General features: G+C 69.6%; 19 protein-coding genes. 6 read left to right on the plus strand and 13 right to left on the minus strand.

What is annotated here, in order from left to right; genetic code table 11:
* Positions 1–119: 119 nt before the first annotated feature.
* From AC1D12_RS02495 to AC1D12_RS02515, 5 genes are all read right to left on the minus strand, one after another.
* Complete coding sequence (locus AC1D12_RS02495; RefSeq protein WP_477838699.1) at positions 120–887, minus strand: SDR family oxidoreductase; 768 nt, start codon at positions 885–887, stop codon at positions 120–122.
* Positions 884–1699: a BPSS1780 family membrane protein gene (locus tag AC1D12_RS02500; RefSeq protein ID WP_156155041.1), complete on the minus strand. Its 816-nt coding sequence runs from the start codon at positions 1697–1699 to the stop codon at positions 884–886. The genes AC1D12_RS02495 and AC1D12_RS02500 overlap by 4 nt, the downstream gene beginning before the upstream one ends.
* Positions 1700–1713: 14 nt before the next feature.
* Positions 1714–2673, minus strand: a complete 960-nt coding sequence (locus AC1D12_RS02505; protein WP_477838701.1) for a homoserine kinase — start codon at positions 2671–2673, stop codon at positions 1714–1716.
* An 8-nt stretch (positions 2674–2681) separates the two neighbouring features.
* Complete coding sequence (locus AC1D12_RS02510; RefSeq protein WP_156155042.1) at positions 2682–3023, minus strand: hypothetical protein; 342 nt, start codon at positions 3021–3023, stop codon at positions 2682–2684.
* A gap of 71 nt (positions 3024–3094) precedes the next feature.
* Entirely contained in the window at positions 3095–3961 is an 867-nt protein-coding gene (locus AC1D12_RS02515; RefSeq protein ID WP_465113685.1) for a DNA ligase, read from the minus strand.
* Positions 3962–4438: 477 nt separating this feature from the next.
* On the opposite strand from AC1D12_RS02515, the gene polA reads away from it, so the two are divergent.
* Positions 4439–7267 carry a DNA polymerase I gene (gene polA, locus AC1D12_RS02520; protein ID WP_477838703.1) on the plus strand — a complete coding sequence of 943 codons (2829 nt, stop codon included), beginning with the start codon at positions 4439–4441 and terminating at the stop codon, positions 7265–7267.
* Positions 7268–7361: 94 nt separating this feature from the next.
* Here the strand turns inward: polA and AC1D12_RS02525 are convergent, their stop codons facing one another.
* Positions 7362–9341, minus strand: a complete 1980-nt coding sequence (locus AC1D12_RS02525; RefSeq protein WP_477838705.1) for a PhoX family protein — start codon at positions 9339–9341, stop codon at positions 7362–7364.
* A 226-nt stretch (positions 9342–9567) separates the two neighbouring features.
* Here AC1D12_RS02525 and AC1D12_RS02530 point away from each other — a divergent pair, with 226 nt between their 5' ends.
* Positions 9568–10257 (plus strand): P-loop NTPase family protein, encoded by a 690-nt coding sequence (locus tag AC1D12_RS02530; protein ID WP_047509600.1) that lies wholly within the window; start codon positions 9568–9570, stop codon positions 10255–10257.
* 15 nt (positions 10258–10272) lie between these two features.
* Here the strand turns inward: AC1D12_RS02530 and AC1D12_RS02535 are convergent, their stop codons facing one another.
* The 4 genes from AC1D12_RS02535 to AC1D12_RS02550 form a co-directional block, all read right to left on the minus strand.
* A complete protein-coding gene (locus tag AC1D12_RS02535) occupies positions 10273–12270 on the minus strand; it encodes an alkaline phosphatase (RefSeq protein WP_477838707.1) in 1998 nt (665 codons plus the stop codon).
* Positions 12267–12752: a hypothetical protein gene (locus tag AC1D12_RS02540; RefSeq protein WP_465113689.1), complete on the minus strand. Its 486-nt coding sequence runs from the start codon at positions 12750–12752 to the stop codon at positions 12267–12269. Before AC1D12_RS02540 ends, AC1D12_RS02535 begins: the two co-directional genes overlap by 4 nt.
* A gap of 70 nt (positions 12753–12822) precedes the next feature.
* Positions 12823–15810 carry an alpha-L-rhamnosidase-related protein gene (locus AC1D12_RS02545; protein WP_477838709.1) on the minus strand — a complete coding sequence of 996 codons (2988 nt, stop codon included), beginning with the start codon at positions 15808–15810 and terminating at the stop codon, positions 12823–12825.
* A gap of 235 nt (positions 15811–16045) precedes the next feature.
* Entirely contained in the window at positions 16046–18409 is a 2364-nt protein-coding gene (locus AC1D12_RS02550; protein WP_465113691.1) for a UvrD-helicase domain-containing protein, read from the minus strand.
* Positions 18410–18460: 51 nt separating this feature from the next.
* On the opposite strand from AC1D12_RS02550, the gene AC1D12_RS02555 reads away from it, so the two are divergent.
* The 3 genes from AC1D12_RS02555 to AC1D12_RS02565 all read left to right on the plus strand — a co-directional run bounded on the left by AC1D12_RS02555 (position 18461) and on the right by AC1D12_RS02565 (position 22166).
* Positions 18461–19591, plus strand: a complete 1131-nt coding sequence (locus tag AC1D12_RS02555; protein ID WP_477824809.1) for an acyltransferase family protein — start codon at positions 18461–18463, stop codon at positions 19589–19591.
* A gap of 128 nt (positions 19592–19719) precedes the next feature.
* A complete protein-coding gene (locus tag AC1D12_RS02560) occupies positions 19720–20697 on the plus strand; it encodes a GMP reductase (RefSeq protein ID WP_465113693.1) in 978 nt (325 codons plus the stop codon).
* 161 nt (positions 20698–20858) lie between these two features.
* Positions 20859–22166, plus strand: coding sequence for a DUF4397 domain-containing protein (locus tag AC1D12_RS02565; RefSeq protein WP_465113694.1), 1308 nt, complete (start codon positions 20859–20861; stop codon positions 22164–22166).
* A gap of 16 nt (positions 22167–22182) precedes the next feature.
* On the opposite strand, the gene AC1D12_RS02570 is transcribed toward AC1D12_RS02565, so the two are convergent.
* From AC1D12_RS02570 to AC1D12_RS02580, 3 genes are all read right to left on the minus strand, one after another.
* Positions 22183–23514, minus strand: coding sequence for a sensor histidine kinase (locus AC1D12_RS02570; RefSeq protein WP_465113695.1), 1332 nt, complete (start codon positions 23512–23514; stop codon positions 22183–22185).
* Positions 23514–24227, minus strand: coding sequence for a response regulator (locus tag AC1D12_RS02575; protein WP_047592312.1), 714 nt, complete (start codon positions 24225–24227; stop codon positions 23514–23516). The genes AC1D12_RS02570 and AC1D12_RS02575 overlap by 1 nt, the downstream gene beginning before the upstream one ends.
* A 91-nt stretch (positions 24228–24318) precedes the next feature.
* Positions 24319–25659 carry a S41 family peptidase gene (locus AC1D12_RS02580; protein WP_477824811.1) on the minus strand — a complete coding sequence of 447 codons (1341 nt, stop codon included), beginning with the start codon at positions 25657–25659 and terminating at the stop codon, positions 24319–24321.
* Positions 25660–25799: 140 nt separating this feature from the next.
* Between AC1D12_RS02580 and AC1D12_RS02585 the strand changes: the two genes are divergently transcribed.
* Positions 25800–26986 (plus strand): class I tRNA ligase family protein (locus AC1D12_RS02585; RefSeq protein WP_477838713.1); only part of this gene is annotated, 1187 nt, incomplete at its 3' end.

The following is a 26986-nucleotide window of genomic DNA, read 5'->3' on the forward strand; positions in this document are numbered from 1 at the left end:
CAGCAAATGAAAGTGACTCGCCCGCCGGGGCGAGACCCGGCAGCAGCCTCACGCAGTGAAAGGAAGCCCCCGCAGGGAAGAGAAAGCCCTCGCGCAGCGAGTCCCCCACCGGGAAGAGGTCAGCCCCGCCCAACGAATGGCATCTGCGTCGCCATGACCGTCATGCTGAGCACATTCGCCTCCAGCGGCAAGCCCGCCATGTGCAGCAGCGCATTCGCCACATGCTGCACATCCATCCGCGGCTCCACCATCGTGCTGCCATTGGCTTGCGGCACGCCGCGCGTCATGCGCTCGGTCATGTCGGTGGCGGCATTGCCGATGTCGATCTGGCCAACCGCGATGTTGAACGGCCGGCCGTCCAGCGAGCTGGCCTTCGTCAGCCCGCTGATCGCATGCTTGGTGGCGGTGTAAGGCGCCGAGAACGGCCTCGGCGCATGCGCCGAGATCGAGCCGTTGTTGACGATGCGCCCACCCTGCGGCGTCTGYGCCTTCATCAGTCGGAACGCCTCCTGCGTGCACAGGAAGGCGCCCGTCRGGTTCACGTCGACCACCGCCTTCCACTGCTCGTAGCTCAACTCCTCGATCGGCATCGCCGGCGTGCCGGCACCGGCATTGTTGAACAACAGGTCGAGCCGGCCGAAGCGCTCGCGCGTAGCCGCGAACAATTCCTTCACCGACGCCGGATCCCCCACATCGGTGGGCACCGCCAGCGCATTCGCGGCCCGCTCGCCCGCCTGCGCCAGCGTCTGCTGCAGCGGCTCGGCGCGGCGGCCGGCCAGCACCACGCCCCAGCCCTCGCGCAGCAGCGCCAGCGCACACGCGCGGCCGATACCGGTTCCGGCACCGGTGACAAGAGCGATCTTCGACGGCGCGGCGGCTGCATTCATGGCGACGGACTCCCGGTGTCGGTGTCTGCCGACGGCAACTCGAAGCTGTCGGCAAAAGTGAAGAACAGCGATGCGTAGAAGGCGCTCAGGATCATCAGCCAGACCGGCAGCATCAGCACCTTGCCGACTTCCAGCTGGCCGAGCAGCGACGACACCAGGCTCACCAGGATGACGGCCGCCAGCGCCGTACCGAACCAGACGAGCATGTAGATGGCGAAGGCGCCGCGGTTGCGCCAGCACGCCACCAGGCTGAAGAACAGCGCCTTCGACGCGCTCATGCCGCCCCAGTGCACCAGGCCCGGCGCATGCCACCAGACCACGCTCAGCACCGAGCTCAACGCGAAGAGCACCAGCATGCCCAGCTGCAGGTGGCCGTCGGACAGGCGCGCGTCGAGCACCTCCGGCGGGGTGTTGGCGCTGTACAGCAACTGCTGCAGTTCGATCACCCGCGAGCCCGCGATGGCATAGGTCAGCAACCAGATCAGGAAGGCCGCCAGCGCATAGCCGGCATAGAGCCACAGCTGCGCGCGCCGCCGCGGCCCGTCGACGCGCAGCGGCGCGATGAACACCGTCGGCATCGGCGAGCGGCCGGCCAGCGTCAGGCGCGTGGCGATCATGAAGCCCAGCGACAGCAACGGGAACGCCCCGAGCAGCAGGAAGGGCCCGAGCAGCGGAATGAAGGCGAGCACGAAGCTCGCGAACAGCGACAGGCCGAGCAGGCCGGAGTAGGCGAGCGGCCGCGTCGCGAAGGCGGCCACGCCCTGGCGCACCCAGAGGGCGCCGCGGCTCGCGGGAACATGCTGGAATTTCATCGGTCAGCCATCGGTCAGCCCATCGCCGGATGCCAGGCGTTCTCGACGCGCTGGCGCAGCACGCGCTCGAAGTGAGTGGGGTCATGGGCCTTCAGCACCGACGCATCGCGCGGCAGGTGCAGGTCCCACAGGCGGGAGATCCAGAAGCGCAAGGCCGCGGCGCGCAGCAGCGCCGGCATCAGCCGCCGCTCGCTGGAGCCGAGCGGCCGCACCGCGTCGTAGGCCTCGACGAAGGCGAGCGCGCGGTCTTCGGCCAGGCGGCCGGTGTCGAGGTCGATGCACCAGTCGTTCAGGCACACGGCGATGTCGAACAGCAGCGCATCGACGCCGGCGAAGTAGAAATCGAAGAAGCCGGTCAGCGCGTGGCCCTCGAACATCACGTTGTCGCGGAACAGGTCGGCGTGGATCGGCCCGCGCGGCAGCGCCGCATAGGCCGGCGACGCCGCCACCTGCTGCTGGAATGCGAGTTCGGCCTCGATCAGCGCGCGCTGCGCATCGGCCAGGAAGGGCAGCACCACCGGCACCGTCTCGGCCCACCAGGCGAGGCCGCGCAGGTTGGGCTGCTGGCGCGGAAAGTCGGCGCCGGCCAGGTGCATCTGCGCCAGTGCGGCGCCCACGCTGCGGCAGTGCAGCTCGTCGGGTGCGAGCTGGTGGCCGCCGCGCAGGCGGTCGACCACCGCGGCAGGCTTGCCGTCGATCTGGTGCAGGATCTCGTCCGCGGCGTCGGCCTGCGGCTCGGGCACCGCGACGCCGTGGCGCGCCAGGTGCTTCATCAGGTGCAGGTAGAACGGCAGCTGCTCGAAGCTCAGGCGCTCGAACACCGTCAGCACGTAGCGGCCCTGCGTGGTGTCGGCGAAGTAGTTGGTGTTCTCGATGCCGGCCGCGATGCCCTTCAGCGCGGTCAGCTCGCCGATCTGCAGGCGGGCCACCAGCGCGGCGGCGGTGTCGAACGAAACCTCGGTGAAGACAGCCATCGGCCCGCTCAGAAGGCAAGGACCTGCCAGACCCGCTGGCCGGCGACGCCGCGCGAGCCGTTGGGCGCCTGCGGCACGCCCTTGGCGGCGTTGTCCGGCAGGATCTCGTACTCGCCCTTCAGCGGGGCCTTGGTCTTGACGACGATGCGCTTGACCTCGCCGCGCACGCGCAACTCTTCGATGCGCGAACCTTCGTCCTCGTGCACCAGGTGGTCGACCTGCGGTTCGCCGGTGTCGAAGTTCTCGACCGGGGCCGGAATCGGCTTCGGCGCCGGCACGGGCTCCGCATGGAGGGCGGGGGCGATCGACGACAACAAGGCCAGGCAGGCCAGCACGGGCAGCAGCTTCATGGGGGCATTGTAGGCAGCGCTGCCGCGCACGCCCCGCGCCGGGGTCAACCACCACTGGCCCCGTCCCCAGCTCAGTCGGGCCGCACCCGCAGGAAGGTCGCGAAGCGCGGCAGGCCGCTCTCATGAAACCCGCGGTAACGGTAGGTCACGGTCGCACCGATCGGCGGCGGCTGGCGGCGCTCGGCATCCTTCAGCCCGCTGCCGAGCCGGAAGCGCCGGCCGTCGGGCATCTCGACCAGCAGCGCCCCGAGCTGGCCGGCGTACTTGCCTTCGCCCGGCAGGTGGCCGACGACGCGCGCCTCGGCGTCGTCCTGCGGCTTCAGCTTCAGCAGCGCATCGCTGCGGTCGCGCAGGTAGAGCGAATCGCCGCGGTGCAGCACCAGGCCCTCGCCGTTGACCGAGACGACACGGCGCATCAGCTTCAACAGCTCGGCTTCATCCGCGGCCCGGCCGTGCACCACCGCCTCGATCCACGTCGTGCCGACCGTCTTGACCAGGCGCTCGATCAGCGGCAGGCGGTGGTCGAAATCGCCCGGCTCGTCGGGCAGATCGAACACCATGAAGCGCATCTCGCGCCACGCGGCGTCGTCCGGCACCTCGGCGGCGACCGTCGATGCCGCTGCGGTGAAGCGGCCGCGGCCGGCCCACAGCTCGCCATCCATCGCGCGCTGCGGCCAGCCCGACGTGAACCAGGCCGGCACGCGGATCGGGTGGCCGTTGCGCGTCAGCAGGCGCTTGCCATCCCAGTAGCCGCGCACGCCGTCGTATTTCTCGCTGACCCAGTGCAGCGCGGGCTGGAAGGCGCCACGTGCATACGGCTGGGCCAGCATCATCGAAGGCTTGCCGTGGCCGATCGCCGCGGCCTGCACGGCAGTGGCCAGCGGCACGCCGGCATGGAGCGCAGCGACCAGCACGGTCAGCGCGATGGGTGGGAGCATGAGGAGCCTTTGCCGTTTACTGATTCTCGTGCTCAGGCAATTCGCCAGCCGAGTGCACCCAACCCCGGATGGTCGATCCCGGGGTCCCTGCGATCTCTCTCGCGCGCTCCATTCCGAACCCCGCACGCAGGGCCGCATCTTCGCGCTCGGCGATGTCTTGATCGGCACGCCACGCCGCGTAAGGCATGCAGCCGCCAGGTACTGTCGACGGGATGGCATCCCGTGCTTGCGCTTTTTCGTCTTGAATCTTGCCAGCAAGTTCCGAGCTGTCGCGGGTCGATGGTGTCGAGGTCGATGGCTCTTCAATGTCGTTGCGAGGCGATTGTTGTGGACTCTGTCTCGAGATCATGCGTGCCGGCTCCCATCAAGGGGTTGTTCGATGTCCATCGCGCCGCCGCCGCGGCGACAGGATGCCAGCCTGAGTAACCGGCCTCCATGCCGAGTTCCATCGCATGCGCCATCCGCCACAATGGCCGGATGACCGACACATCCACCACTGACGCCGGCACGCTGCTGCTGGTCGACGGCTCCAGCTACCTCTACCGCGCCTACCATGCGCTGCCCGACCTGCGCAGCGCCGAAGGCTTCCCGACCGGCGCGCTGCACGGCATGGTGGCCATGCTCAAGCGCGCCCTGATCGACGTGAAGGCCGGGCACGCGGCCTGCGTGTTCGATGCCAAGGGCAAGACCTTCCGCGACGACTGGTACCCCGAGTACAAGGCCCAGCGCGCGCCGATGCCCGAGCCGCTGGTGCAGCAGATCGAGCCGATCCACGAGGTGGTGAAGCTGCTCGGCTGGCCGGTGCTGATGGTGCCCGGCGTCGAGGCCGACGACGTGATCGGCACGCTGGCGCGGGTGGCGGCCGAGCGCGGCCACCGCGTCGTGATCTCCACCGGCGACAAGGACCTGGCGCAGCTCGTCAACGAGCGCGTGTCGCTGATCAACACGATGAGCAGCGAGAAGCTCGACGTGCCGGGCGTGATGGCGAAGTTCGGCGTGCCGCCGGAGCGCATCGTCGATTACCTGACGCTGATGGGCGACACCGTCGACAACGTGCCCGGCGTCGAGAAGGTCGGCCCGAAGACGGCCGCGAAATGGATCGCAGAGTACGGCTCGCTGCAAGGCGTGATGGACGCGGCCGCGAGCATCAAGGGCGTCGCCGGCGAGAACCTGCGCAAGGCGCTCGACTGGCTGCCGACGGGCCGCAAGCTGGTGACGGTGCGCGACGACTGCGAACTGGCCGAGCACCTGGCCGGTTGGCCGGCGCTCGACGGGCTGGCGCTGAAGCCGACCGACAACGCCGCGCTGCTCGACTTCTACGGCCGCTACGGTTTCAAGAGCTGGAAGCGCGAGCTGGAAACGGCGGTGGCGGCACCGCCGCCCGCGCCGGTCAAGGCAGTAAAGCCGCCCAAGCCGCCGGCCGACAGCGCCACGGGCGACCTGTTCGGCGACGGCGCACCGGACGAGCCCGCTGCCACGGCCACGGACGAGCCGCCCTCCGACGGCCGCTACGACACCATCACCAGCTTCGAGGCGCTCGACGCCTGGATCGCGCGCCTGAAGGCCGCGCCGCTCGCAGCGTTCGACACCGAGACCGATTCGCTCGACCCGATGCGCGCGCAGCTGGTCGGCGTCTCGTTCGCGGTGCAGCCGGGCGAGGCGGCCTACGTGCCGCTGCGCCACGACTACGCCGACGCACCGGCGCAGCTGCCGATCGACGAGGTACTGGCGCGCCTGAAGCCGTGGCTCGAAGACGCCGCCGCGCCGAAGCTCGGCCAGAACATCAAGTACGACCTCCACGTGCTGCAGAACGCCGGCATCCTCGCGCGCGGCTTCGTCCACGACACGCTGCTGCAGAGCTACGTGCTGGAGGCGCACCGCCCGCACAGCCTGGAAAGCCTGGCCGAGCGCCACCTGGGCCGCAAGGGGCTCAGCTACGAAGACCTGTGCGGCAAGGGCGCGCACCAGATCCCGTTCGCGCAGGTCGACGTGGCGCGCGCGGCGCGCTATTCCGGCGAGGACAGCGAGATGACGCTGCAGGTGCACCAGGCGCTGTGGCCGCAGATCCAGGCCGAGCCGGGGCTGCTGCGCGTCTACCAGCAGATCGAGATGCCGACGGCGATCGCGCTGCAGCAGATCGAGCGCAACGGCGTGCTGATCGATGCGCTGGTGCTGTCGGCGCAGAGCCAGCAGCTGGGCGAGCGCATGGTGGCGCTGGAGCAGGAGGCGCACGAGCTCGCCGGCCAGCCGTTCAACATGGGCTCGCCGAAGCAGATCGGCGAGATCCTGTTCACCAAGCTCGGGCTGCCGGTGATCAAGAAGACCGCGAGCGGCGCACCGAGCACCGACGAAGAGGTGCTGGACAAGCTGGCCGAGGACTACCCGCTGCCGGCCAAGCTGCTGGAGCACCGCAGCCTGGCGAAGCTGAAAGGCACCTACACCGACAAGCTGCCGCTGATGGTGAACCCCGAGACGCACCGCGTGCACACGAACTATGCGCAGGCGGTGGCGGTGACGGGGCGGCTCGCGAGCACCGACCCGAACCTGCAGAACATCCCGATCCGCACGCCCGAAGGCCGGCGCGTGCGCGAGGCCTTCATCGCGCCGCCGGGGCACGTGATCCTGAGCGCCGACTACTCGCAGATCGAGCTGCGCATCATGGCCGACATCAGCGGCGACGAAAGCCTGCTGAAGGCCTTCGCCGAGGGCATGGACGTGCACCGCGCGACCGCGGCCGAGGTGTTCGCGATCGAGCCGGCGGCGGTCACGAGCGAGCAGCGGCGCTACGCGAAGACGATCAACTTCGGGCTGATCTACGGCATGGGGGCGTTCGGGCTGGCGTCGAGCCTGGGCATCGAGCGCAGCGCGGCGACGAACTACATCGAGCGGTATTTCGCGCGCTACCCGAGCGTGAAGCGCTACATGGACGAGACGCGGGCGTCGGCCAAGGACAAGGGCTATGTCGAGACGCTGTTCGGCCGCCGCATCTACCTGCCCGAGATCAACGGCGGCAGCGGCCCGCGGCGCGCCGGTGCCGAGCGGCAGGCGATCAATGCGCCGATGCAGGGCACGGCGGCCGACCTGATCAAGCTCGCGATGGTGGCGGTGCAGAACGTGCTGCTGGCCGAGCAGCGCGCGACGAAGCTCGTGATGCAGGTGCACGACGAACTGGTGCTCGAGGTGCCGGAAGCCGAGCTCGAGTGGGTGAAGGCCGAGGTGCCGAGGCTGATGGCCGGCGTCGCGAAGCTGAAGGTGCCGCTGGTGGCGGAGGTGGGGATCGGGCGGAACTGGGACCAGGCGCATTGATGAAAAAGGGGCCGCAGGCATCACGCCCGCGGCCCCTTCCCTCTTCTGGCCAGCACCGGCCACCTCCGTGGCCGTTCCTCCCTGATCAGCCGAATCAGCCGAGTTCGGGCAGTCCCGTCAGGTAACCGACGGCCGCGCCGAACTTGTCCTTGTAGTTCGCCTTCACCACCGGGTCCAGGCCCGTCTTGAGCGCGGCCGGCATGCCGCCGACGAATTCGCCGGGGTGCTGGAAGTTGCTCATGATGTAGGTCCAGCCATTGATGTCGTCGACCGCGTGCAGGCCGGTCGATTCGCCGCCTGCCGGCACCGACAGCAGCCGCGACAGCTTCTTCGTGTCGACGTTGTAGGCCCACAGGAAGTTGTTCGCGTGCGTGCTGCTGTCCTCGCCGATGAACAGCGTGCGCATCTTCTCGGAGAACTTGATGTTGTCCGGGTTGCCGATCTTGTCCGGGTTCGACGTGTTGCCCAGGCGGTCGACCGCGATGTCCTCGCCGACCAGCAGCGCCTTGGTCTGCACCGGCACCCACTCGCTGTCGATCGCGGCGCCCGAGGTGTCCTTCTGGCCGCCGGCCAGCGTGTGCGCCAGGATGCCGCCGGCCACCAGCTTCTTGTCCAGGCTCACGCCCATCTCTTCGCGCCRGGCGGCGTCGCCCTTCACCATCGAGGCCTGGATGTTCTGCAGCGCCGAGTAGCCGATCTTGTCCTTCGCGTTGACGGTCGTGCCTTCCATCTTCGTGAAGACCATGCTCGCGCCGACCAGGTTGGCGTAGCGGTGCGTCTCCAGGAAGGCCGCGGCCTTCTCCATCCCCGGCACCAGCTTGACCCAGTTGGCCTTGCCGTCGCAGAAGATCTTGGTGTACGTGGCGTCCAGCGGATCGGTCTTGCTGACGGCCATGATGTCCTTGGCCTTCAGCGTATTGGCCAGAACCTCGATCTCGGCGCTGGTGGCATGGCCGAGCTTGACCCAGGTCAGCGCCGCGCCGGCGGCAGCCGGGTCGATCGAGAAGCCGGCGCCGACCTTGGCGACGTAGAGCGTGCCGGCCGACAGGTCTTTCGCCTTGTCGGCGACGAACATGAAGAAGCCGCCGTTCGTGTAGTCGTCACCCATGATCGCGGTGCGCTGGTCCGGCATCACCTGGATCAGCTCGTGCGAGATGCGGCCCAGGCAGAAGTGCTTCTTGATCGTGCCGGTGCCGTCGGGGTTGACCGTCACTTCCGGCAGGTGGCCGTAGTGGTACGGGTTGGCCTTGGTCTCGTCGCCGAAGGTGTTCTTGCTGTAGGCCTTGAACTGCGTGTTGGTGTCGATGAAGGCCGCATCCGGCTCGTACTCCTCGCTCGACAGGTGCGTGCCCCACGGCGACAGGCTGGCGCCGCAGGTGATCCACAGACCGTGTGCCGGCGAGGTGTCGACGTTGTGGTACTTCACCAGGCTCAGCTTGCCGGTGGCCTGGTCCTGGTCGAGCGTCAGCACCGCGATCGGCGAGGGCAGCGTGCCGTACGTGTCGGCGCCGGCCTGGTTGCGCGTCATGTACTCGAACTGCACGACGGCGAACACCGCCTTGCCCTTCAGGCCGGCGACGGTCGGGTTCGGCACGGTCAGCAGCGAGCTGCCGTCCGGCGAATCGGAAAAGAACTGGCGCTCCTTGCCGACCATCGAGGTATCCCGGATCGGCTGGCCGGCCATGTCGACGTAGCCGCCGGCGAGGATGGTGCTGCCCTTGCCGTCCGGCACCATTTCACCGGTGATGAAGAAGGGCTCGTACTTCAGCGCGAAGGTCTGGGTCGTGCCGTCGCTGTAGTTGGCGATCAGCTTGGAGCCGACGGACGTCGCTCCCATCGCGGCCAGTTCGGCAGCGGTGGGAGCGGCCACGTCGGCGGCAGCGGGCGCGGCCATCGCGGTGAACTCGACCGAGGTCACGGTGGCGGCCGGTGCGGCCGGCGCCGGACCATCGTCACCACCGCCGCAGGCGGCCAGCAGGCCGGCGAATGCGGTGGAACTCGTCATCGGCAGCAGCGGGGCCCCGGACAACAGCTTCAGGAGACGGCGACGCGCGTCGACGGTTGGGTGGCTCATCAGGCTTCCTTGGAGAGTGAGGGAGAAGGCACGTCACCGCGCGTGGCGGGTCGTGTCGAGGTGTGTCTTGGCGTGCGGCAGGTTAAGCAGGCACCATGAAAGCGGCGTGACAAGCGCATGACGGCACCATGACGCCTCGAAACACCTTGCGCGGCAGCCCGGCAGGCCCGTGGCGCGCTTGCGTTCATACTGTCGCCCGACCACCAAACCTCGGAGAAGCTTCGGCATGAGCAAGATCCACTTCATCGGCGGCGAAAAGGGCGGCGTCGGCAAGTCGCTGATGGCACGGGTGCTGGCCCAGTACCTGATCGACCGCCAGATGCCCTTCATCGGCTTCGACACCGACCGCTCGCACGGTGCGCTGATGCGCTTCTATGCCGGCTACGCGTCGCCGGTGCTGGTGGACCGCTACGAGGCGCTCGACGCGATCGTCGAGGCCGCGGTGGACCAGCCCGACCGCCGCGTGCTGGTCGACCTGGCCGCGCAGACACACGACCCGCTGGTGCGCTGGATGGACGAGTCGGGCGTGCTGAACCTGCTGGACGAGACGAACTCTCAGGTCCACTACTGGCACGTGATGGACGCCGGCAAGGACTCGGTCGACCTGCTGAAGAAGCTGCTCGACCGCTTCGGCCCGAGCTTCAAGTACGTGCTGGTGCGCAACCACATCCGCGGCAGCGACTTCTCGGTGCTGGAGCAATCGGGCGAGCAGGCCCGCGCGCTGTCGTTCGGCGCCAAGGTGGTGACGATGCGCAAGCTGCACGACACCGTGATCCAGAAGATCGACGCGGCGAGCATCAGCTTCTGGAATGCCCGCGAAGGCGACAACGACGCGACGCTGGGGTTGATGGACCGCCAGCGCCTGAAGATGTGGATGCGCGACGTCTACCGCGAAGTGGACGACGTGGAGGTGTGACGTAGCCCCCGGGGGCTACTTCGTGCCCTTGGTCGCCGCCTGGGCGATCTTGAAGAAGATGTCGGTGTTGTCCATCACGCCGCTGAACAGCGAGGCCCCGCGGCCGAGGGCCGACAGCGGGACGTCGGTGGCGGTGTGCACCGCCTGGTCGCCCGGCACCTGGCCGGTCACCAGGAAGCCCGCCCCCTGGTTGCGCACGCTCGGGTTCGCCGGGTAGCCGCTCTGCGGCGCCTGGCCGACGAAGGGCTGCTGCGAATCCTGCGTCGGCGTCGCGTTGGCGAGCCAGCTCTCGTAGCGGTCGGCGTTGGCGCCGTAGCCGATCAGCATCTTGTAGTCCACGTCGGTGCTCTGCGGGTAGCCGTCGGCGGCGATCGTGTACTTCGGGAACTTCGCGGCCTGGTAGACGCCGACCACCGGGTCGCGCAGCGTCGCGGCGCTCGGCGCGCTCGCGCCCTCGGCCGGCGCGGCGGCGGCGCGGATCGCGGCCACCGGCTTGGTCGACGCGCCGATGATCGCGGCGCCCGAGCACTCATGGTCGGCCGTCACGATGACCAGCGTGTCGGGGTGCTTCGCGGCGAAGTCCTTCGCCACCTGCACCGCGCGGTCGAACTCGATCACCTCCAACAGCCAGCGGTCGGTGTCCATCAGGTGCGCCTGCTTGTCGATCGACGCGCCCTCGATCAGCGCGACGAAGCCGTWCTTCTGGCGCGACAGCACCTGCAGCGCGGTCTCGGCCATCTCGTCGAGCATCGGCTGGTCGGGGAAGCCGTAGTCGTCGACGATGGTCGAGACGCCGCGGCGCTTGTTGATCTTGTCGAACGCGACGTTCATGTTCGAGTACGAGAACAGCCCGAGCAGCTTGTCGGCACCGGCCGCCGCAACCAGCCCGGCGCGGTCGGGCGCATAGGCGAAACCGGCGCCCTGGAAGTCGGCGATCAGGTCGCGCGCCGGGTCCTTCGCGCCCAGCGCCGCGCCCCAGCCGGCCACCAGGTCCGGCGGCAGCACGTAGTCGGACTTCGCGTCGCGCTGCGAGCCGTTGACGGCCTRGCCGTTGCGCGAGCCGTCGGCCTTCAGCGCATCGCCGTTCGGCAGGAACCACTTGCGCCCGCCACCCATCAGCACCGACAGGCCGGTCAGCCCGCGGTCGTCCAGGAACTGGTCGACGATGCCGGTGCCGTTGCCGCGGTTCGAGGTGTGCACCGCGTTGGCGGCCGGCGTCGCGTCGAACACGTCGGCCGTCGTCACGATGCCCAGTGCCTTGCCCTGGGTGCGGTGCAGGTACTCCGACAGGTACTCGACGCGCGGGTTGTCGAACGCGTCGGCGGTGTCGTCCGGGAACACGCCTTCCTGGTTGTTCGCAGCCTTGTTGCCGGTCACGTAGTTCGACATGCCGGGCGAAGAATCGGTGACGATCGCATCGAGCGACGAGGTCATCACCATGCCGGTGTTCGGGAAGGTGTCCATCGCGAGCGCCGCATGCGCCTTGCCCTGCGCATAGCCCTTGGCCATGATGCGCGCCGCGGTGCGGTGGGCCGCGCCCATGCCGTCGCCGAGCAGGATGATGATGTTCTTCGCCTTGCGGCCCGCGCCGGCCAGCGCAACCACTTCGAAGTTGCCGGTGGCGCTGACGCGCTGGCCGTCGCTCTGCGTCGCGTTGACGGTCAGCTTGTGGATGCCGGGCTTCGCGTTGGAGTAGGCGCGCTGCGAGACGACGGCGGCGTTGGTGCCGGCCGGCAGGCTCAAACCGGTCGTCACGACGCTGGTGACGGCCGAGGCCGGCTTCAGCACCACGCCGTCGACCGCGAACTCGAACGAGGCGAGCGTGGTGCCGGCGTCCAGCCGCACGGTGGCCTGCAGGTCGAAGCGCTGGCCGGGCAGGAAGCGCGCGATCACCGGCGGGTTCGGGTCGTTCGACGTGAACAGCTCGCTCGGCGGCACGAGGCGCGTGACGCTCGGCGCGGCCTGGGCGGAGGCAGCGGCGAGCAGGAGGGCGGCAACAGCAAGGCGGGTCATTTCGGGGACTCCAGGAGAACGGATGCGGATTCGGGGTCGAGCACGAGGCGCACGAACGAGCTGCGGCCGTCGGCCTCGCGCTGCGCGCCGACCTGCAGCGTGCCGGTGAGCGAGACGAGGCCCGGGCGGTACGAGATCGTCCGCGCAGCGAGCGGRCCGGCGAGGTGCAGGTAGAGCGTCGAGGCGGGCAGGTCGTCGGCGAAGCTCTCGTCCTCGTCGCCGAGCGAGACCGGCAGCGGGGTCAGCAACGCGATGCCCGGTGCGGCGGACGACGCCTCCTGGTGCGCAAGGTAGCCGGTGATGCGCACCGGCTGGCCGTCCAGCGACAGCAGGCGCGCGCTCGGCACGAGGCCGCGCGGACCGACCGGCAGCTGGAAGAACTCGCGGAACTTCAGATCGGCGGCCTGCGGCCCGGCCTCGGCCGCGACAGAACCCAGCAGCGTGGCCGCACACAGCAGCCACGCCTTCCAACAACGACGCATGGGTCTCCCTCCACGACTCCCCGAGCTGCCTGATGATCGCGGGGCGCCATGACAGGCGCGTGACGCCGGCTCAGTAGGTCACCAGCACGACCTCGTCGACGAAGGCGGTGTTGTCGCCCGTGGTGTTCTGGCCCGCGAAACGCAGCGTGTGCGCGCCGGCACCGAGCGCGATCGGCGGGGTCGTGAACGACTCGAACTGCGTCGATCCCGGGGTGAAGCTGCCCAGCAGGTTGCCGTCGAGCCAGACGCCGAGGGTCTGCACGCCGCCGAAGCTCCAACCCCGCCGCGCCGCCTTGAAACGCACCGCATACCGCCCCGCCGACAGGTCGGGCAGGCCCTGGCTCATCGCCCCGCCGCTTTGCACGAAGGCCGTCTGCAGGCCCTCCGGCGCGGCCACCGCGCCGAACGCGCCGCCGTTCTTCTGCAGGCCCGAGCCGCTGGTGCCGCTCTCCGGCGAGAAGGTCCAGCCCGCGTTCGCCGCGCCGTACTGCACGCCGTTGCCCGCCGCCACCGCCGGCGACTCGAAGCCCGGGTTCTGCGGCAGGTGGCCCACCCAGCAGCGCTTGGCCACCCCGAAGATCGGATCGCCGAAGGTCGCGTTGTCGCAGGCCACCGGGCCGCTGCGCGTCAGGAAGCGGTACGACGACTGCGCGCCATAGGCCACGGTCCGGGTGCGGTCGAAGCTGCAGCCCTGGCCTTCCAGCGCGCACGGCGTCCAGATGCCGATCGCCGGCGGCCGCTCGGTGTCGCTCAGCTCGCAGTGCTTCACGACGTTCGGCGCCGGGTCACCGAAGGTCGCGTTGTTGCAGGCCACGCTGCCGTTGAAGCTGCCGTAGACGAAGCTGCTGCCGCTGCCGTAGCGCACGCCGCGCACGCCCTCGAAGACGCACTGCCCGGCCTCGGCCGCGCAGCTCGCCCAGGCAGCACCCGTGCCTGCCGTGCGGAAGGTGCGCACACCCGGCTGGACGCCGCGGAAGTAGATGTAGCGGCTGTCCTGGTCGGCACTCGCGATGCCGGCTGCGCCGCTGAAGGCGCTGCCGTTCCACACCTCCACGCCGTCGATGCTGACGCGCCGGTCGATGCCGAAGCGCGGGATGCCGATCACGCCGACCGACCCGGTGTGCGAGCTGCTGTCCACCGTCATCGTGAAGCTGCCGTCGCTGCCGCGGTCCCAGCTGTTCCTGACGCGCTTGCTGCCGTCGAACGTCAGCTGGCCCTCGACGTGCGTGAGGTCGCCGGGGTGCGGGATCACGCCGTACTGCTGCCCCTTCACCGTCGTCGGGCTGATGCCCAGCGTGTAGAAGGTCAGCGCCGAGGTCGGCCCGGACGACCAGCCATGGGCGTGGCTGACGAACCACGGCGCATAGCCGCCGCTGCCGCCGTCCGCGCCGAAGCCCTCCCAGAAAGTGCCGGTGCCACGCGTCGGGTGGTTGAGCATGAAGCCCCACTGGCGACGCATCAGGGCCAGCGCATCGGCATCGCGCGAGGCCGCCGACATCGCCATCAGCTGCATCGAGCCGGCGAAACCGGAGATGTTGCCGCCCCACTCCGGCGTCAGCGCGCCCAGCGTGCCGAGGTTGGCGTTCAGGTAGCGGGCGACGGCCGCCGGCTTGTCGGCGCTGTCGGTCACCCCGTACCAGACCGCGAGCGAGTTGCCGTCCTGCGGCAGCAGCGTGCTGTCCGGGTTGTCGCGGTAGGCGCCGGCCGCGGCGTCCCACAGCGTGGCGTTGATGCGCGACTTCAGCGTCGCGGCCGCAGTCGCGTAAGCGGTGGCCGTCGCGCCCTCGCCCACCGCGGTTGCCAGCGTGGCGCCGGTGACGAGTGCGCGGTACAGCATTGCATTCGCCGCGATGTTCTCGCCGCCCTGCCCGCCCCGTGCCCAGTCGTTGGTGCCGGTCACGTGCAGCAGCCCGTGCGCGCCGTTCACCTTGGCCTGGATGAAGGCCATGCCCTGCTTGTAGCGCGGCCAGATCGAGCGCAGCCAGTCGGTGTCGCCGCTGTAGAGGTGGTAGGTCTCGGTGCCGATCAGCGTCCACAGGTGGTAGGTGTCGGAGCTGTACAGGTCGAAGGGCGGACCGGAGTACGGCAGCTCGCCGCTCGCCTTCTGGCTGTCGTACAGGCGCTGCAGCGCGTTCTTCACCGACAGCGTGTCGGCGGTCGACACATAGCCCACCGCGGCCGAGATGCCGAGGTCGCCCGACCACACCGTGCGGTCGCGCTTGGCGGCATCGGTCAGCACCGAGGTGCCGCCGCTGACCACGGCGGTGTTGTCCCAGCCCGTGGCGAGCAGCTTGCGGCCCTGGTCGGGCGCGATCGTGTTGGTCTGCACCGTGTAGGCGCCGGCATACCAGAGCTTGTTCAGCAGGTCGTCGTTGCTGTAGAAGTAGTTCGGGTAGGCGCTCGGGTCGCTCATCAACGGCGCCGGCGTGAAGCGCAGCCGGATGTTGGCGAGGTGCACCCAGCCGTCGGAGTTCATGAACAGCGTCAGGTAGCGGAAGCCGCCGCGCAGGCTCGCCGCCGGCATCGTGTAGGTCGTGCCGGTCGTGCTGTTGACGCTCGCGTAGATGGCGCCGTCGGTCGAGCTGCTCGCGCCCGCGTTCAGGCCGGCGTTGGAGCCGTCGCTGACGGGGCCGACGTACTCGCTCGACTCGGTGAAGGCGAGGCCGACCGATTCGGCGTTGCTGCCGGCGGCCGGGAAGTCCAGCGAGACGAAGCCGCCGACCTCCTTGCCGAAATCCAGCACCACGTAGCTGCCGCGGCCCGACATCATCGCGGTGTTGCCGGTCAGCAGGTTGTTGGGGTTCTGCACCGTGCCGACGGTCTTGAAGACCACGACCGGGGCCAGGGTGCGCGACGACGGGGACAGCATGTACTGGCTCCACGGTGTGGCGGCAGCCGCCGCGGCGGCCTTCTCCGGCCTGCCGGCCGATGCGGTCGCGGCGGATGGCGCCGAGACCGTGCCGCCGGCGTCGCCGCTGCCGCCGCAGGCGCCGAGCAAGGCGCCCGCTGCCGTCGTCCACGCGACGATGAAGAATCTCACTGCGTTGCGTCCCTGCATGGTCTTTGCCTCCTGGTGTGGGGCGGGACTCTACGGAGTGTGAAAGCGCCCATCAAACGACGAATGCTGATCGCCGGGATAAGAGACGCTTATGCGGGCGCCCGGCGCTGCGGGAGTTTGCAAGCGCTGTCAGGGCCGGCGCCCTGACGGAATCGCGGGAAGAACCTGAGTGATGGGACAACCGCCGGCCCGATCGGCCGGCGGCCGCCTCGGGGTTCACCATGAGCCTGCGTTTTCAGTTCACCGGCGTCAGCTTCGCGACCGACAAGGCCAGCCACTTCATGCCGTGCCGCCCGAAGTTGATCTGCGCCCGCGCATCGTCGCCGGCGCCTTCCAGCGTGACGATCACGCCCTCGCCGAACTTGTTGTGGAACACGCCCTGCCCGGTGCGCAGCCCGTGGCTGGACGTGGTCTTCGGCCCGCCCGGCTGCGCCACCGACTGCGGCCGCGGCTCGACCCGCCCGGCGCCGACGATCGAGTTCAGCCCCGAACCCCGGGCCCACGCCGCCTGGTACTCGCGCGCAAAGCCCGAGCCGAAGCCCTGGTTGCGCGGCGTGATCCACTTCAGCGCCGCCTCGGGCAGCTCGTCGAAGAAGCGGCTCTTGACGTTGTAGCGCGTCTGCCCGTGCAGCATGCGCGTCTGGCTGAAGCTCAGGTACAGCCGCTTGCGCGCCCGCGTGATCGCGACGTACATCAGGCGCCGCTCTTCCTCGAGCCCGTCGATGTCGGACACGCTGTTCTCGTGCGGGAACAGCCCCTCCTCCAGCCCGGTGATGAAGACCGCGTCGAACTCCAGCCCCTTGGCCGAGTGCACCGTCATCAGCTGCAGCGCGTCCTGCCCGGCCTGCGCCTGGTTGTCGCCGGCCTCCAGCGACGCATGCGTCAGGAAGGCCGCGAGCGGCGACATGATCTCGCCGGTCTCGGCATCGGGCGTCTGCTCGAGTGCCGCGATCGTCTCGGCGCCGCCATGCTCGTCCACCGGCAGCGCCACCGCGTTCTTGCCGAAGCCCTCCTGCGTGACGAAGGCCTCGGCCGCGTTGACCAGTTCGTCGAGGTTCTCGAGCCGGTCCTTGCCTTCCTTGTCGGTCTTGTAGAAGTCGACCAGGCCCGAGGCATGCAGCATGTGCTCGATGATCTCGCGCAGCGTCTGCCCGCGCGTCGCCTCGCGCATCGCGTCGACCAGCGCGGTGAAGGCCTGCAGGTTGCCGCCCGCCTTGCCGCTCAGCGCGCCGACGCTCTGGTACAGGCTGCGCCCGCTCTGGCGCGCCGCATCCTGCAGCTGCTCGATCGAGCGCGCGCCGATGCCGCGCGTCGGGAAGTTGACGACGCGCAGGAAGCTGGTGTCGTCGTTCGAGTTCTCGATCAGCCGCAGGTAGCTCAGCGCGTGCTTGACCTCGGCGCGCTCGAAGAAGCGCAGGCCCCCGTACACCTTGTACGGGATCGCGGCATTGAAGAGCGCGCTCTCGATGACCCGGCTCTGCGCGTTGCTGCGGTACAGGATCGCGATGTCGCGGCGCGCGATGCCGTCGCGGTGCAGCTGGCGCGCCTCGTCGACGAACCACTGCGCCTCGGCGAAATCGCTGGTGGCCTCGTAGACGCGCACCGGCTCGCCCGGGCCGGCCTCGGTGCGCAGGTTCTTGCCGAGCCGCCGCGAGTTGCGCGAGATCAGCTCGTTGGCCGCATCGAGGATGTTGCCGAACGAGCGGTAGTTGCGCTCCAGTTTGATCACCTGCTCGACGTGGAACTCGCGCTCGAAATCGGCCATGTTGCCGACCTGCGCGCCGCGGAACGCGTAGATGCTCTGGTCGTCGTCGCCGACCGCCAGCACCGCGGCGTGCGGGCCGGCGAACATCTTCAGCCAGGCGTACTGCAGCTTGTTGGTGTCCTGGAACTCGTCGACCAGGATGTGGCGGAAGCGCCGCTGGTAGTGCTCGCGCAGCGCGGCGTTGTCGCGCATCAGTTCGTAGGTGCGCAGCATCAGCTCGGCGAAATCGACCACGCCCTCGCGCTGGCACTGCGCCTCGTAGGCCTCGTACACGCGCACCAGCGTGCGCTCCTGCTCGTCGCGCTGCTCCACGTCCTTCGGGCGGCGCCCTTCTTCCTTGGCACCGGCGATGAACCAGGTGACCTGCTTCGGAACGAAGCGCTCCTCGTCGAGGTTCATCGCCTTGATGACCCGCTTGACGGCCGACAGCTGGTCGGCCGAGTCGAGGATCTGGAAGCCCTGCGGCAGCGCGGCGAGCTTCCAGTGCGCGCGCAGGAAGCGGTTGCACAGCCCGTGGAAGGTGCCGATCCACATGCCGCGCACCGGCACCGGCAGCATCGCGCCGAGCCGCGTCAGCATCTCCTTCGCGGCCTTGTTGGTGAAGGTCACCGCCATCACGCCGCCGGGCGTGAGCTGGCCGGTCTGGATCAGCCAGGCGATGCGCGTGGTCAGCACGCGCGTCTTGCCCGAGCCGGCCCCGGCCAGGATCAGCGCCGGGCGGGCCGGCAGCGTCACCGCGGCGAGCTGCTCGGGGTTCAGGTTGTCGAGGAGGCGGCCGTCGGCACCGGGGTCGCGCTGTGGAGAGAGGTGCTCGCTGGAGCCATCGTCATGCATCCGTCGATTGTAGGGATGGACGCTGCCGGCGCGCCTTCCTACGATGCAGCGATGGATTCGGGCTTCGCCACGCCACGCGGCACGCAGCGCCTGCCGTGGGTCGACACCGCGAAGGCGGTGGGCATCGTGCTGATGTTCTACGGGCACGTGGTGCAGAGCCGTGCCGGCGACAACGCGTCCGCCGTCGATCAGTTGCGGCTGATCTACGCCTTCCACATGCCGCTGTTCTTCGTGCTGGCCGGGCTGTTCTTCCACCCGGTGGCCGCGCTGCTGCCGCGCCTGCGCACGCTGGCCCGGCTGCGCCTGGTGCCGGTGCTGTTCTTCGGGCTGCTGCTGCTGCCGCTGTGGTCGCTCAGCGCGGTGAAGCACCACTTCGCGTGGTGGTACTACGCGCAGCCGCTGGGCGCCGCCTACCTGCGCGGCATGCCGGAGCTGAACTGGGTGACCTGGTTCCTCGTCTGCATGTTCGTCTGCGAGGCGATGGCGCTGGTGGTGCTGCCGCGGCTACGGCATGTGGCGGCGCGGCTGGCGTTCGCCGCCGCCTGCATCGCCGGCGGCGTGTTCCTGTGCAACCACGGCGACGCGCTGGGCGGCTGGGTCGCACAGGTCAGCCGCATCTGGTTCGTGCGCGAGGCGATCGTCGCGCTCGGCTTCTACACGATCGGGCAGGTGCTGCGGCCCTTCCTGCAGCAGCTCGCCACGCACCGCGGCATGGTCTTGCTGGTGACGCTCGCCTGCACCAGTGCGCTGCTCGCGACCTACCGGCTGAACCACCCGCACGATGCGCAGGCGGTGATGATGGCGGCGGCGCAGCATGGCGACGCGCTCGGCTTCGCGTTCAGCGCGCTGGCCGGCACGCTGGCGGTGACCGGCCTCGCGATGCTGCTGCCGGCCACGCGGGTGGCGGCCTGGATCGGCCGCAACAGCCTGCCGCTGATGGGCCTGAACGGCGTGTTCTTCCACTTCTTCAACCCGAAGCTGGCCGAGGCCATCGCGCTGGCTGACACGCTGCCGGCCGTCACGGCGTATGCAGCGGCGATCAGCGCGGTGTCGCTGCTCGCGTGCGTGCCCCTGGTCGCGCTGCTGAACCGGTTCGCGCCGCAGTTCATCGGCAAGGCACGCCATCCGACAGCCGGGCAGCCAGAAACAGGGCCGGCCGAGGGGGCAAGCCCCGCCGCGTAGAATTCGTCACCGGGCCCAAATTTTGGCGCCCGGTTTTTCGTTTCGGCGCCCTCGCATTGCTTCGAGGCCTTCTGCCGGGCGGCCGGGTTCCAAGTCAAGCGCTCTTCCCCACCCTTTGGAGCCTGACCATGGAAATCTTCGACTACGACAACGTCCTGCTGCTGCCGCGCAAGTGCCGCGTGGAGAGCCGCGCCGAATGCGACGCCTCGACCGAGCTCGGCGGCCGCAGCTTCAAGCTGCCGGTGGTGCCGGCCAACATGAAGACGGTGGTCGACGAGCCGATCACGCAGTGGCTGGCCGCCAACGGCTACTTCTACGTGATGCACCGCTTCGACCTGGACAACGTCGCGTACGCGAAGCGCATGCGCGAGCGCGGCCTGTTCGTCTCGATCAGCTCGGGCGTGAAGGCCGACGACTACGCCGTGATCGACCGCCTCGCGGCCGAGGGCGTCGGCGCCGACTACATCACGATCGACATCGCGCACGGCCACGCCGAGAGCGTGCGCAAGATGATCGATCACATCCGCCAGCGCCTGCCGAAGACCTTCATCATCGCCGGCAACGTCGGCACGCCCGAGGCGGTGATCGACCTGGAGAACTGGGGCGCCGACGCGACCAAGGTCGGCATCGGCCCGGGCAAGGTCTGCATCACGCGGCTGAAGACCGGCTTCGGCACCGGCGGCTGGCAGCTGAGCGCGCTGAAGTGGTGTGCCCGTGTCGCGACCAAGCCGATCATTGCCGACGGCGGCATCCGCGACCACGGCGACATCGCGAAGAGCGTGCGCTTCGGCGCCGCGATGGTGATGATCGGCTCGCTGTTCGCCGGCCATGAGGAATCGCCCGGCAAGACGGTCGAGGCCGACGGCAAGGTCTTCAAGGAGTACTACGGCTCGGCCAGCGACTTCAACAAGGGCGAGTACAAGCACGTCGAGGGCAAGCGCATCCTCGAGCCGGTGAAGGGCAAGCTGGCCGACACGCTGCGCGAGATGCGCGAGGACGTGCAGAGCTCGATCAGCTACGCCGGCGGCACGCGGCTGGCCGACATCCGCAAGGTGAACTACGTGATCCTGGGTGGGGACAACGCGGGAGAACACCTTTTGATGTAGCGGCATCGCCGGCGTGTGTCAGGGCCGACACGCGGCGACACCCGCCCCCACGAAGACGCAACCTGCGCGCAACACGGTTTCGCTTGAATCGACCGGTGCGGCAGCGCCGCGCCCGCACCTGCGGGCGGACGCCGCCGTCCCCTCGATCCAAAGGAAAACCTGTGAAGCTGAGATTGTTCGCGCCCCTGCTCGCGGCCGTGGCGGCCGCGCCCCTCCTGTTGACCGGCTGCGGCGGCAGCAGCGACGACGGCCCGGGCTACGTCCGCCTCGTCAATGCCACCTCCACCTACGCGTCGCTGGACCTGTACGACAACGACACGAAGGCCAACGCGGCGGTGGCGACCAACACCGTCGGCGACTACACGACGATCGGCTCGGGCTCCTACACCTTCTACCTGAAGCCCGCCGGCTCGAGCACCGCGGTGGCATCCGCCGTGCAATCGGTCAGCGACGGCGTGCACAACACGCTGGTCGCCTACAACACGTCGGGCAGCCTGCGCACCCGCTACCTGAGCGACAACGAGGCGGCACCGACCTCGGGCACCGCGAAGTTCCGCGTCTTCAACACCTCGTACGAGGCCGGCAATGTCGACGTGTACGTCACCGCGCCGACCGACACGCTGACCAACGCCACCCCGAACGCGCCGACCATCGGCGGGGAACGCTTCTCGACCTACGGCGAGATCACCGCCGGCACCTACCGGATCCGCGTCACCGCCGCCGGCGACGAGACCGACGTGCGGCTCGACATCCCGTCGGTCACGCTGACCGACCAGCAGATCCTGACGCTCGTGCTGACCTCCACGCCGGGCGGCGTGCTGGTCAACGGCCTGCTGATCAACCAGCAGGGCACCCTGCAGGCGCAGGTGAACGGCTTTGCGCGCGTGCGGCTGGTGGCCGGCGCGTCGGCCTCGGGCACGGTGGCGGCCACCGTCAACGGCATCAATCTGTCCAGCGGCACCGTCTCCACCGGCAAGCCGCCGGCGATCGGCAGCTACCTGCAGGTGCCGGCCGGCGCACTCGCGACCAGCGTGTCGATCAACGGCACCGACGTGAGCCCGAGCGGCCTGACCGCCGCGCCCGGCGCCGACCTGACGCTGCTGGTGCTGGGCAGCGCCGCGGCCCCGCAGGTCGCGCTGATCAGCGACGACAACAGCCCGGCGCTGACCAGCGGCTATGTGAAGCTGCGGCTGATCAACGGCGTGAACGGCCTGAACTCGGCGCTGACGCTGCAGGCCAACAACGGCGTGCTGGCCAAGAGCTCGAACATCGCGTTCGGCACCGCGGGGGATCCGACCCAGGTGATCAACAGCACCACCGCGAGCCCGACGCCGCTGGAGGTCGACTCGGCCACCTCGTCGAGCGCGCTGTACACCGGCAACGTGGCGCTGCTGACACCGGGGGTCTACACGCTGTTCATGCTGGGGGATGCGGCAGCGCCCTCGGCGGTGCTGCGGCTGGACCGCTGAAGCGGACTGCTGGAGATCAGGCCGCCCCGTCGTGCGGCGGCGGGGCGGCGGTCTTGAGCGTCAAGGCGATGCCGAACGCCCCGTCCGCCGCACGCGCCAGGCTCAGCGTGCCGCCGAGCTGGCGCGCGATCTGCGAGACGATCGCCAGGCCCAGGCCGCAGTGCCCGAGCGAGCTGCGCTGGCGGTCCAGCCGCACGAAGGGCTGCAGCGCCTGGCCGAATTCGGCGTCGCTCAGGCCCGGGCCGTGGTCGTACACCGCGATCGTCACGCCGCCCTCGCAGCGGCACAGGTCGACGATCACCGGCCGCTGGCCGTACGCGAGCGCGTTGTCGATCAGGTTGCTGAGCAGCCGCTGCACCGCGATGTCGGGCAGCTGTTCGTCGACGCCGTCGCCGCGCAGCGTGACGCCGGGATCGGCGTACATCGCGACCACCGCGCGCCCGGTGTCCCACAGCGGCTGCAGGCGGCCGAGCTGGATGTCGGCGCCGCCCTGCACATAGGCGAGGAACTGGTCGACGATGCGCTGCACCGAACCGAGGTCCAGCAGCAACGCATCGCCCACCGGCTCGTCGCACTGCGTCTCGATGCGCAGGCGCAGCCGCGCGAGCGGCGTGCGCAGGTCGTGCGACACGCCGGCCAGCAGCTGGCCGCGCGTGCGGTCGGCCTCGTCGAGGCTGCGCGCCAGCGAATTGAAGGCGCGCGCGATCTGCTGCAGCTCGTCGCTCGCGCCGGCCGGCAGCTCGATCGCGCGCAGCGCGCCGCGCCGCGTCGCGATCTCGTGCGCCAGCCGCTTCAGCGGCAGCGCGATCACCCGGAAGCCGATCCACAGGCTCAGCGCCGCGGTGCCGAACAGCAGGGCCAGCACCGCCAGCAAGGTGATCGTCGGCGCATTGCGCGGCGACGCATGGCGGTGCACGAAGTTCCAGCGCTCGCCCTCGATGTCGGCCTCGATGCGCAGCACCAGCCCGTTGCGGTCGCTGATGTCGAGCACCGCGTCATGGCCGAGCGAGCGGGTGACGATGTCCTGCAGCCCGCTCGGCAGCTCGATCGACGGCTGGCGCAGCGGACCGACGATGTCCGGCCCGCCATCGGGCGCGCCGCTGCGGCCGACCCAGAACGGGCCGTACGACAACTCCACCGCGACGCGATCGCGCTCGTCGGGCGGCGTCGTCAGCAGGTTCTGCTGCGCCTGGTGCGCCTCGCCGACCACCGCGACCAGCATGCCCTCGCTGAACGGCTCGAACAGCAGCGTGCGCAACAGCAGCAGCTGCGCGATCAGCGACGCGACGCTGATCAGCCCCACCAGCCAGGTGACGCGGCCGGCCAGCGAGCGGGGCAGCCAGTGCATCAGCGCGAGGTTTCAGGCACGAACATGTAGCCGTGGCCGCGCACCGTCTGGATGAAGCGCGGGGTGCCGGGATCGGATTCGACGAGCTTGCGCAGGCGCATCACGGTGACGTCGATCGCGCGCAGCAGCAGCGATTCGCTGCGCGAGTGGGACACCGCCAGCAGCCGCTCGCGCGACACCGCGACCCCCGGGTTCGCCACCAGCTCGGCCAGCACCGAGAACTCGACGGTGCTCAGCACGCGCGTGGCACCGTTGCGGAACAGGCAGCGGGCGCTCACGTCGAAGACGCTGCCGCCGAACTTGACCGGCGCCTGGTTCATCTGCGACAGGCCCGGCGGCACGATCGCGCGGCGCAGCACCGCGTGCACACGCGCGAGCAGCTCGCGCGCCGAGAACGGCTTGCCGAGGAAATCGTCGGCGCCCATCTCGAGGCCGAGCACGCGGTCGATCTCCTCGCTGCGCGCGGTCAGGATGATGATCGGCACGCGGTCCCCTTCGGAGCGCAGCTTCTGGCAGGCCTGCAGCCCGCTCATGCCGGGCAGGCTCACGTCGAGCACCACCAGGTCGGGGCGCAGCCGGTGGATGCGGCGCAGCAGGTCCTCGGCGGTGGCCATGCCGGTGACGACCAGGCCCTGCTTCTCCAGGTAGTCGCACAGCATCGTGCGCAGCGGGTTGTCGTCCTCGACGACGTAGAGGTGGTACGGCTTGGTCATGGGCAGGAAGCTTAGTGAGCCCGCGTTGCGCGCTTGCTTCTGGCAGATGTCTCTGCATGTCCGATCATGTCAGACCGAACCGAGCGACATGTCAATCCGCCCACATGCCCCGGCGATCGCCGGGCTCGGCACCGGCGGCGAGCCGCTTCGACCAGCGTGCGGCGCGTTCCTTCGCAGCGGAACCGGCGACCGCGCAGCTGCCGTCCTGCAGGTAGGCCACGGCCGCGGCTGTCAGCGATTCCGCCGGGTCGCCGAGCGCGCCGCTGAAGGTGTCGGTCCCGGCGCAGGTGGCGGCGATGCCGTTCCAGAACCCGCCCTCCCCGAGCGCGTTGGTGGCCTCGAAGTTGACGGCGCTGTAGGTGTTGTCGCAGGACGCGCGCGGCTGGAAGCCGACCGGCTTGCCGCAGCTCGTGCCGCCGATCGTCACCACCTCGGCATAGGGCTTCAGCCCGTTCACGACCAGCTCGCTGGCCGAGCAGGTGCGCGCGCCGGTCAGCACCACCACCCGCGGGAAGGCCGCCGCGCCCGGCACCGAGCCGAGCAGGTAGGCGCCGTTCGAGTTCGGGTGCCGCGCATTGAACGTGAGCCGCGCGAACACCTGGTCGCGCCGGGCGGAGCCGGTCACCAGCGTGGCGAGCAGCGCGGCCGTCGAGACGCGGCCGCCGCCGTTGTAGCGCAGGTCCAGGATCAGCTCGGTCGCGCCGGCCGCGCGGAACTGCGCCAGCGCATCGATCAGCGGATCCTCGGCCTGCGTGAGGAAATCCTTCAGCACCAGGTAGCCGGCCTTCGTGCCGTTCGCGAGCGTCAGCAGCCGCGTCACCGGCACCGGCGTCAGCGCATAGGTGCCGGCGGTCACCGTGACGGTCTTCAGCCCGCCCGGCGCATCGATCACGAGGGTCAGCACGTCGCCGGCCTGCGCCGGCGTCAGCGCCGAGAAATCATCGGCCGCCACCAGCTCGGCGGCACTGCGGCCGTTGACCGAGCTGATCACGTCGCCACGCACCAGCCCGGCGGTGGCGGCGGGCGACAGCGGCTCGATGTAACGCACCTTCAGCGGCAACTGCAGCTCCAGCCCGTTGACCGAGACGCCGTAGCCGAGCGTGCGGCCGTCGCCATAGAACTGGTTGTACGACGCGCTGCTCTCGATGTAGCTCCAGCGATCGGCCGGCACCGGCGCGGCGCCGGTGAACAACAAGGCGTCGAAGTAGTCCGGCACGCTCGCGTACGGGCCGGGATCGGGGCTCGGCGAGCTGCCGCTCCAGTAGTACCAGTCGGCCATGTAGCCGCGGAGCCAGGATTTCTGGGTCGCGAGATCGCAGCTGGGGGCGCCGCCGTTCAGCGGCAGGCCGTCGTCGTTGCCGCCGCAGCCGGCGAGCACGGTCAGCAGGGCCAGGCTGGTGGAGGCGAACAGCTTCGTGGGCAGGGGTCGCATGGTGGCTCTCCCGGTGGCCGCGTCAGTGCGGGGATCCCCGCCACCATAGCAGCAGGTGCCCCCCGCCTACAATTCCGCCTTCCCCCTGCCCGCAGCCTGCGCCACCCCGGTGGCCGCCGCCGATCCGACCCCACACCGCCATGACCGAGCTCGCCAAATCGTTCGAACCCGCCCCGATCGAGGCCCGCTGGGCGCCGCTGTGGGAGCAGCAGGGCCTGTACGAGCCCACGCTGGACGCGAACAAGCCCTCGTTCAGCATCCAGCTGCCGCCGCCCAACGTCACCGGCACGCTGCACATGGGGCACGCGTTCAACCAGACCATCATGGACTCGTTGACCCGCTGGCACCGCATGAAGGGCGACAACACGCTGTGGGTGCCGGGCACCGACCACGCCGGCATCGCGACGCAGATCGTCGTCGAGCGCCAGCTCGAGGCGGCCGGCCAGAGCCGCCACGACCTCGGCCGCAAGAATTTCGTCGCCCGCGTGTGGGAATGGAAGGAGCAGTCGGGCTCGACCATCACGCAGCAGATGCGCCGCATGGGCGMCTCGGTGGCCTGGMAGCACGAGTACTTCACSATGGACGAGAAGCTCTCGCCGATCGTCACCGACACCTTYGTGCAGCTCTACRAGCARGGSCTGATCTACCGCGGCAAGCGSCTGGTGARCTGGGACCCGRTSCTSAAGTCSGCSGTGTCCGACCTCGAGGTCGAGAGCGAGGAGGAAGACGGCTCGCTGTGGCACATCCGCTACCCGCTGGCCGATGGTTCCGGCTCGCTGGTGGTGGCCACGACGCGCCCCGAGACCATGCTCGGCGACACCGCCGTGATGGTGCACCCCGACGACGAGCGCTACCAGGCGCTGATCGGCCAGCAGGTCACGCTGCCGCTGTGCGACCGCACGATCCCGGTGATCGCCGACGAGTACGTCGACCGCGAGTTCGGCACCGGCGTCGTGAAGGTGACCCCCGCCCATGACGTGAACGACTACGCCGTCGGACTGCGCCACCAGCTGCCGATGATCGGCGTGCTCGACCTCGACGCGAAGGTCAACGACAACGCACCCGCCCCCTACCGCGGCCTGGACCGCTTCGTCGCCCGCAAGAAGGTCGTCGCCGACCTGCAGGCGCTGGACCTGCTGGTCGAGGTGAAGAAGCACAAGCTGATGGTGCCGCGCTGCGCCCGCACCGGCGCGATCGTCGAACCGATGCTGACCGACCAGTGGTTCGTCGCGGTCAGCAAGCCGGGCCCCGACGGCAAGTCGATCGCGCAGAAGGCGGTCGACGCGGTGGCCTCGGGTGAGGTCAAGTTCGTCCCCGAGAACTGGGT

The organism is Rhizobacter sp. P1_G5 (assembly GCF_056405435.1).

Coding starts and splice junctions, on each gene's coding strand:
- AC1D12_RS02500 (WP_156155041.1), bottom strand. CDS start 1,699: ATGAAATTCCAGCATGTTCCCGCGAGCCGCGGCGCCCTCTGGGTGCGC.
- AC1D12_RS02505 (WP_477838701.1), bottom strand. CDS start 2,673: ATGGCTGTCTTCACCGAGGTTTCGTTCGACACCGCCGCCGCGCTGGTG.
- AC1D12_RS02510 (WP_156155042.1), bottom strand. CDS start 3,023: ATGAAGCTGCTGCCCGTGCTGGCCTGCCTGGCCTTGTTGTCGTCGATC.
- AC1D12_RS02515 (WP_465113685.1), bottom strand. CDS start 3,961: ATGCTCCCACCCATCGCGCTGACCGTGCTGGTCGCTGCGCTCCATGCC.
- polA (WP_477838703.1), top strand. CDS start 4,439: ATGACCGACACATCCACCACTGACGCCGGCACGCTGCTGCTGGTCGAC.
- AC1D12_RS02530 (WP_047509600.1), top strand. CDS start 9,568: ATGAGCAAGATCCACTTCATCGGCGGCGAAAAGGGCGGCGTCGGCAAG.
- AC1D12_RS02545 (WP_477838709.1), bottom strand. CDS start 15,810: ATGCAGGGACGCAACGCAGTGAGATTCTTCATCGTCGCGTGGACGACG.
- AC1D12_RS02550 (WP_465113691.1), bottom strand. CDS start 18,409: ATGCATGACGATGGCTCCAGCGAGCACCTCTCTCCACAGCGCGACCCC.
- AC1D12_RS02555 (WP_477824809.1), top strand. CDS start 18,461: ATGGATTCGGGCTTCGCCACGCCACGCGGCACGCAGCGCCTGCCGTGG.
- AC1D12_RS02560 (WP_465113693.1), top strand. CDS start 19,720: ATGGAAATCTTCGACTACGACAACGTCCTGCTGCTGCCGCGCAAGTGC.
- AC1D12_RS02570 (WP_465113695.1), bottom strand. CDS start 23,514: ATGCACTGGCTGCCCCGCTCGCTGGCCGGCCGCGTCACCTGGCTGGTG.
- AC1D12_RS02575 (WP_047592312.1), bottom strand. CDS start 24,227: ATGACCAAGCCGTACCACCTCTACGTCGTCGAGGACGACAACCCGCTG.
- AC1D12_RS02580 (WP_477824811.1), bottom strand. CDS start 25,659: ATGCGACCCCTGCCCACGAAGCTGTTCGCCTCCACCAGCCTGGCCCTG.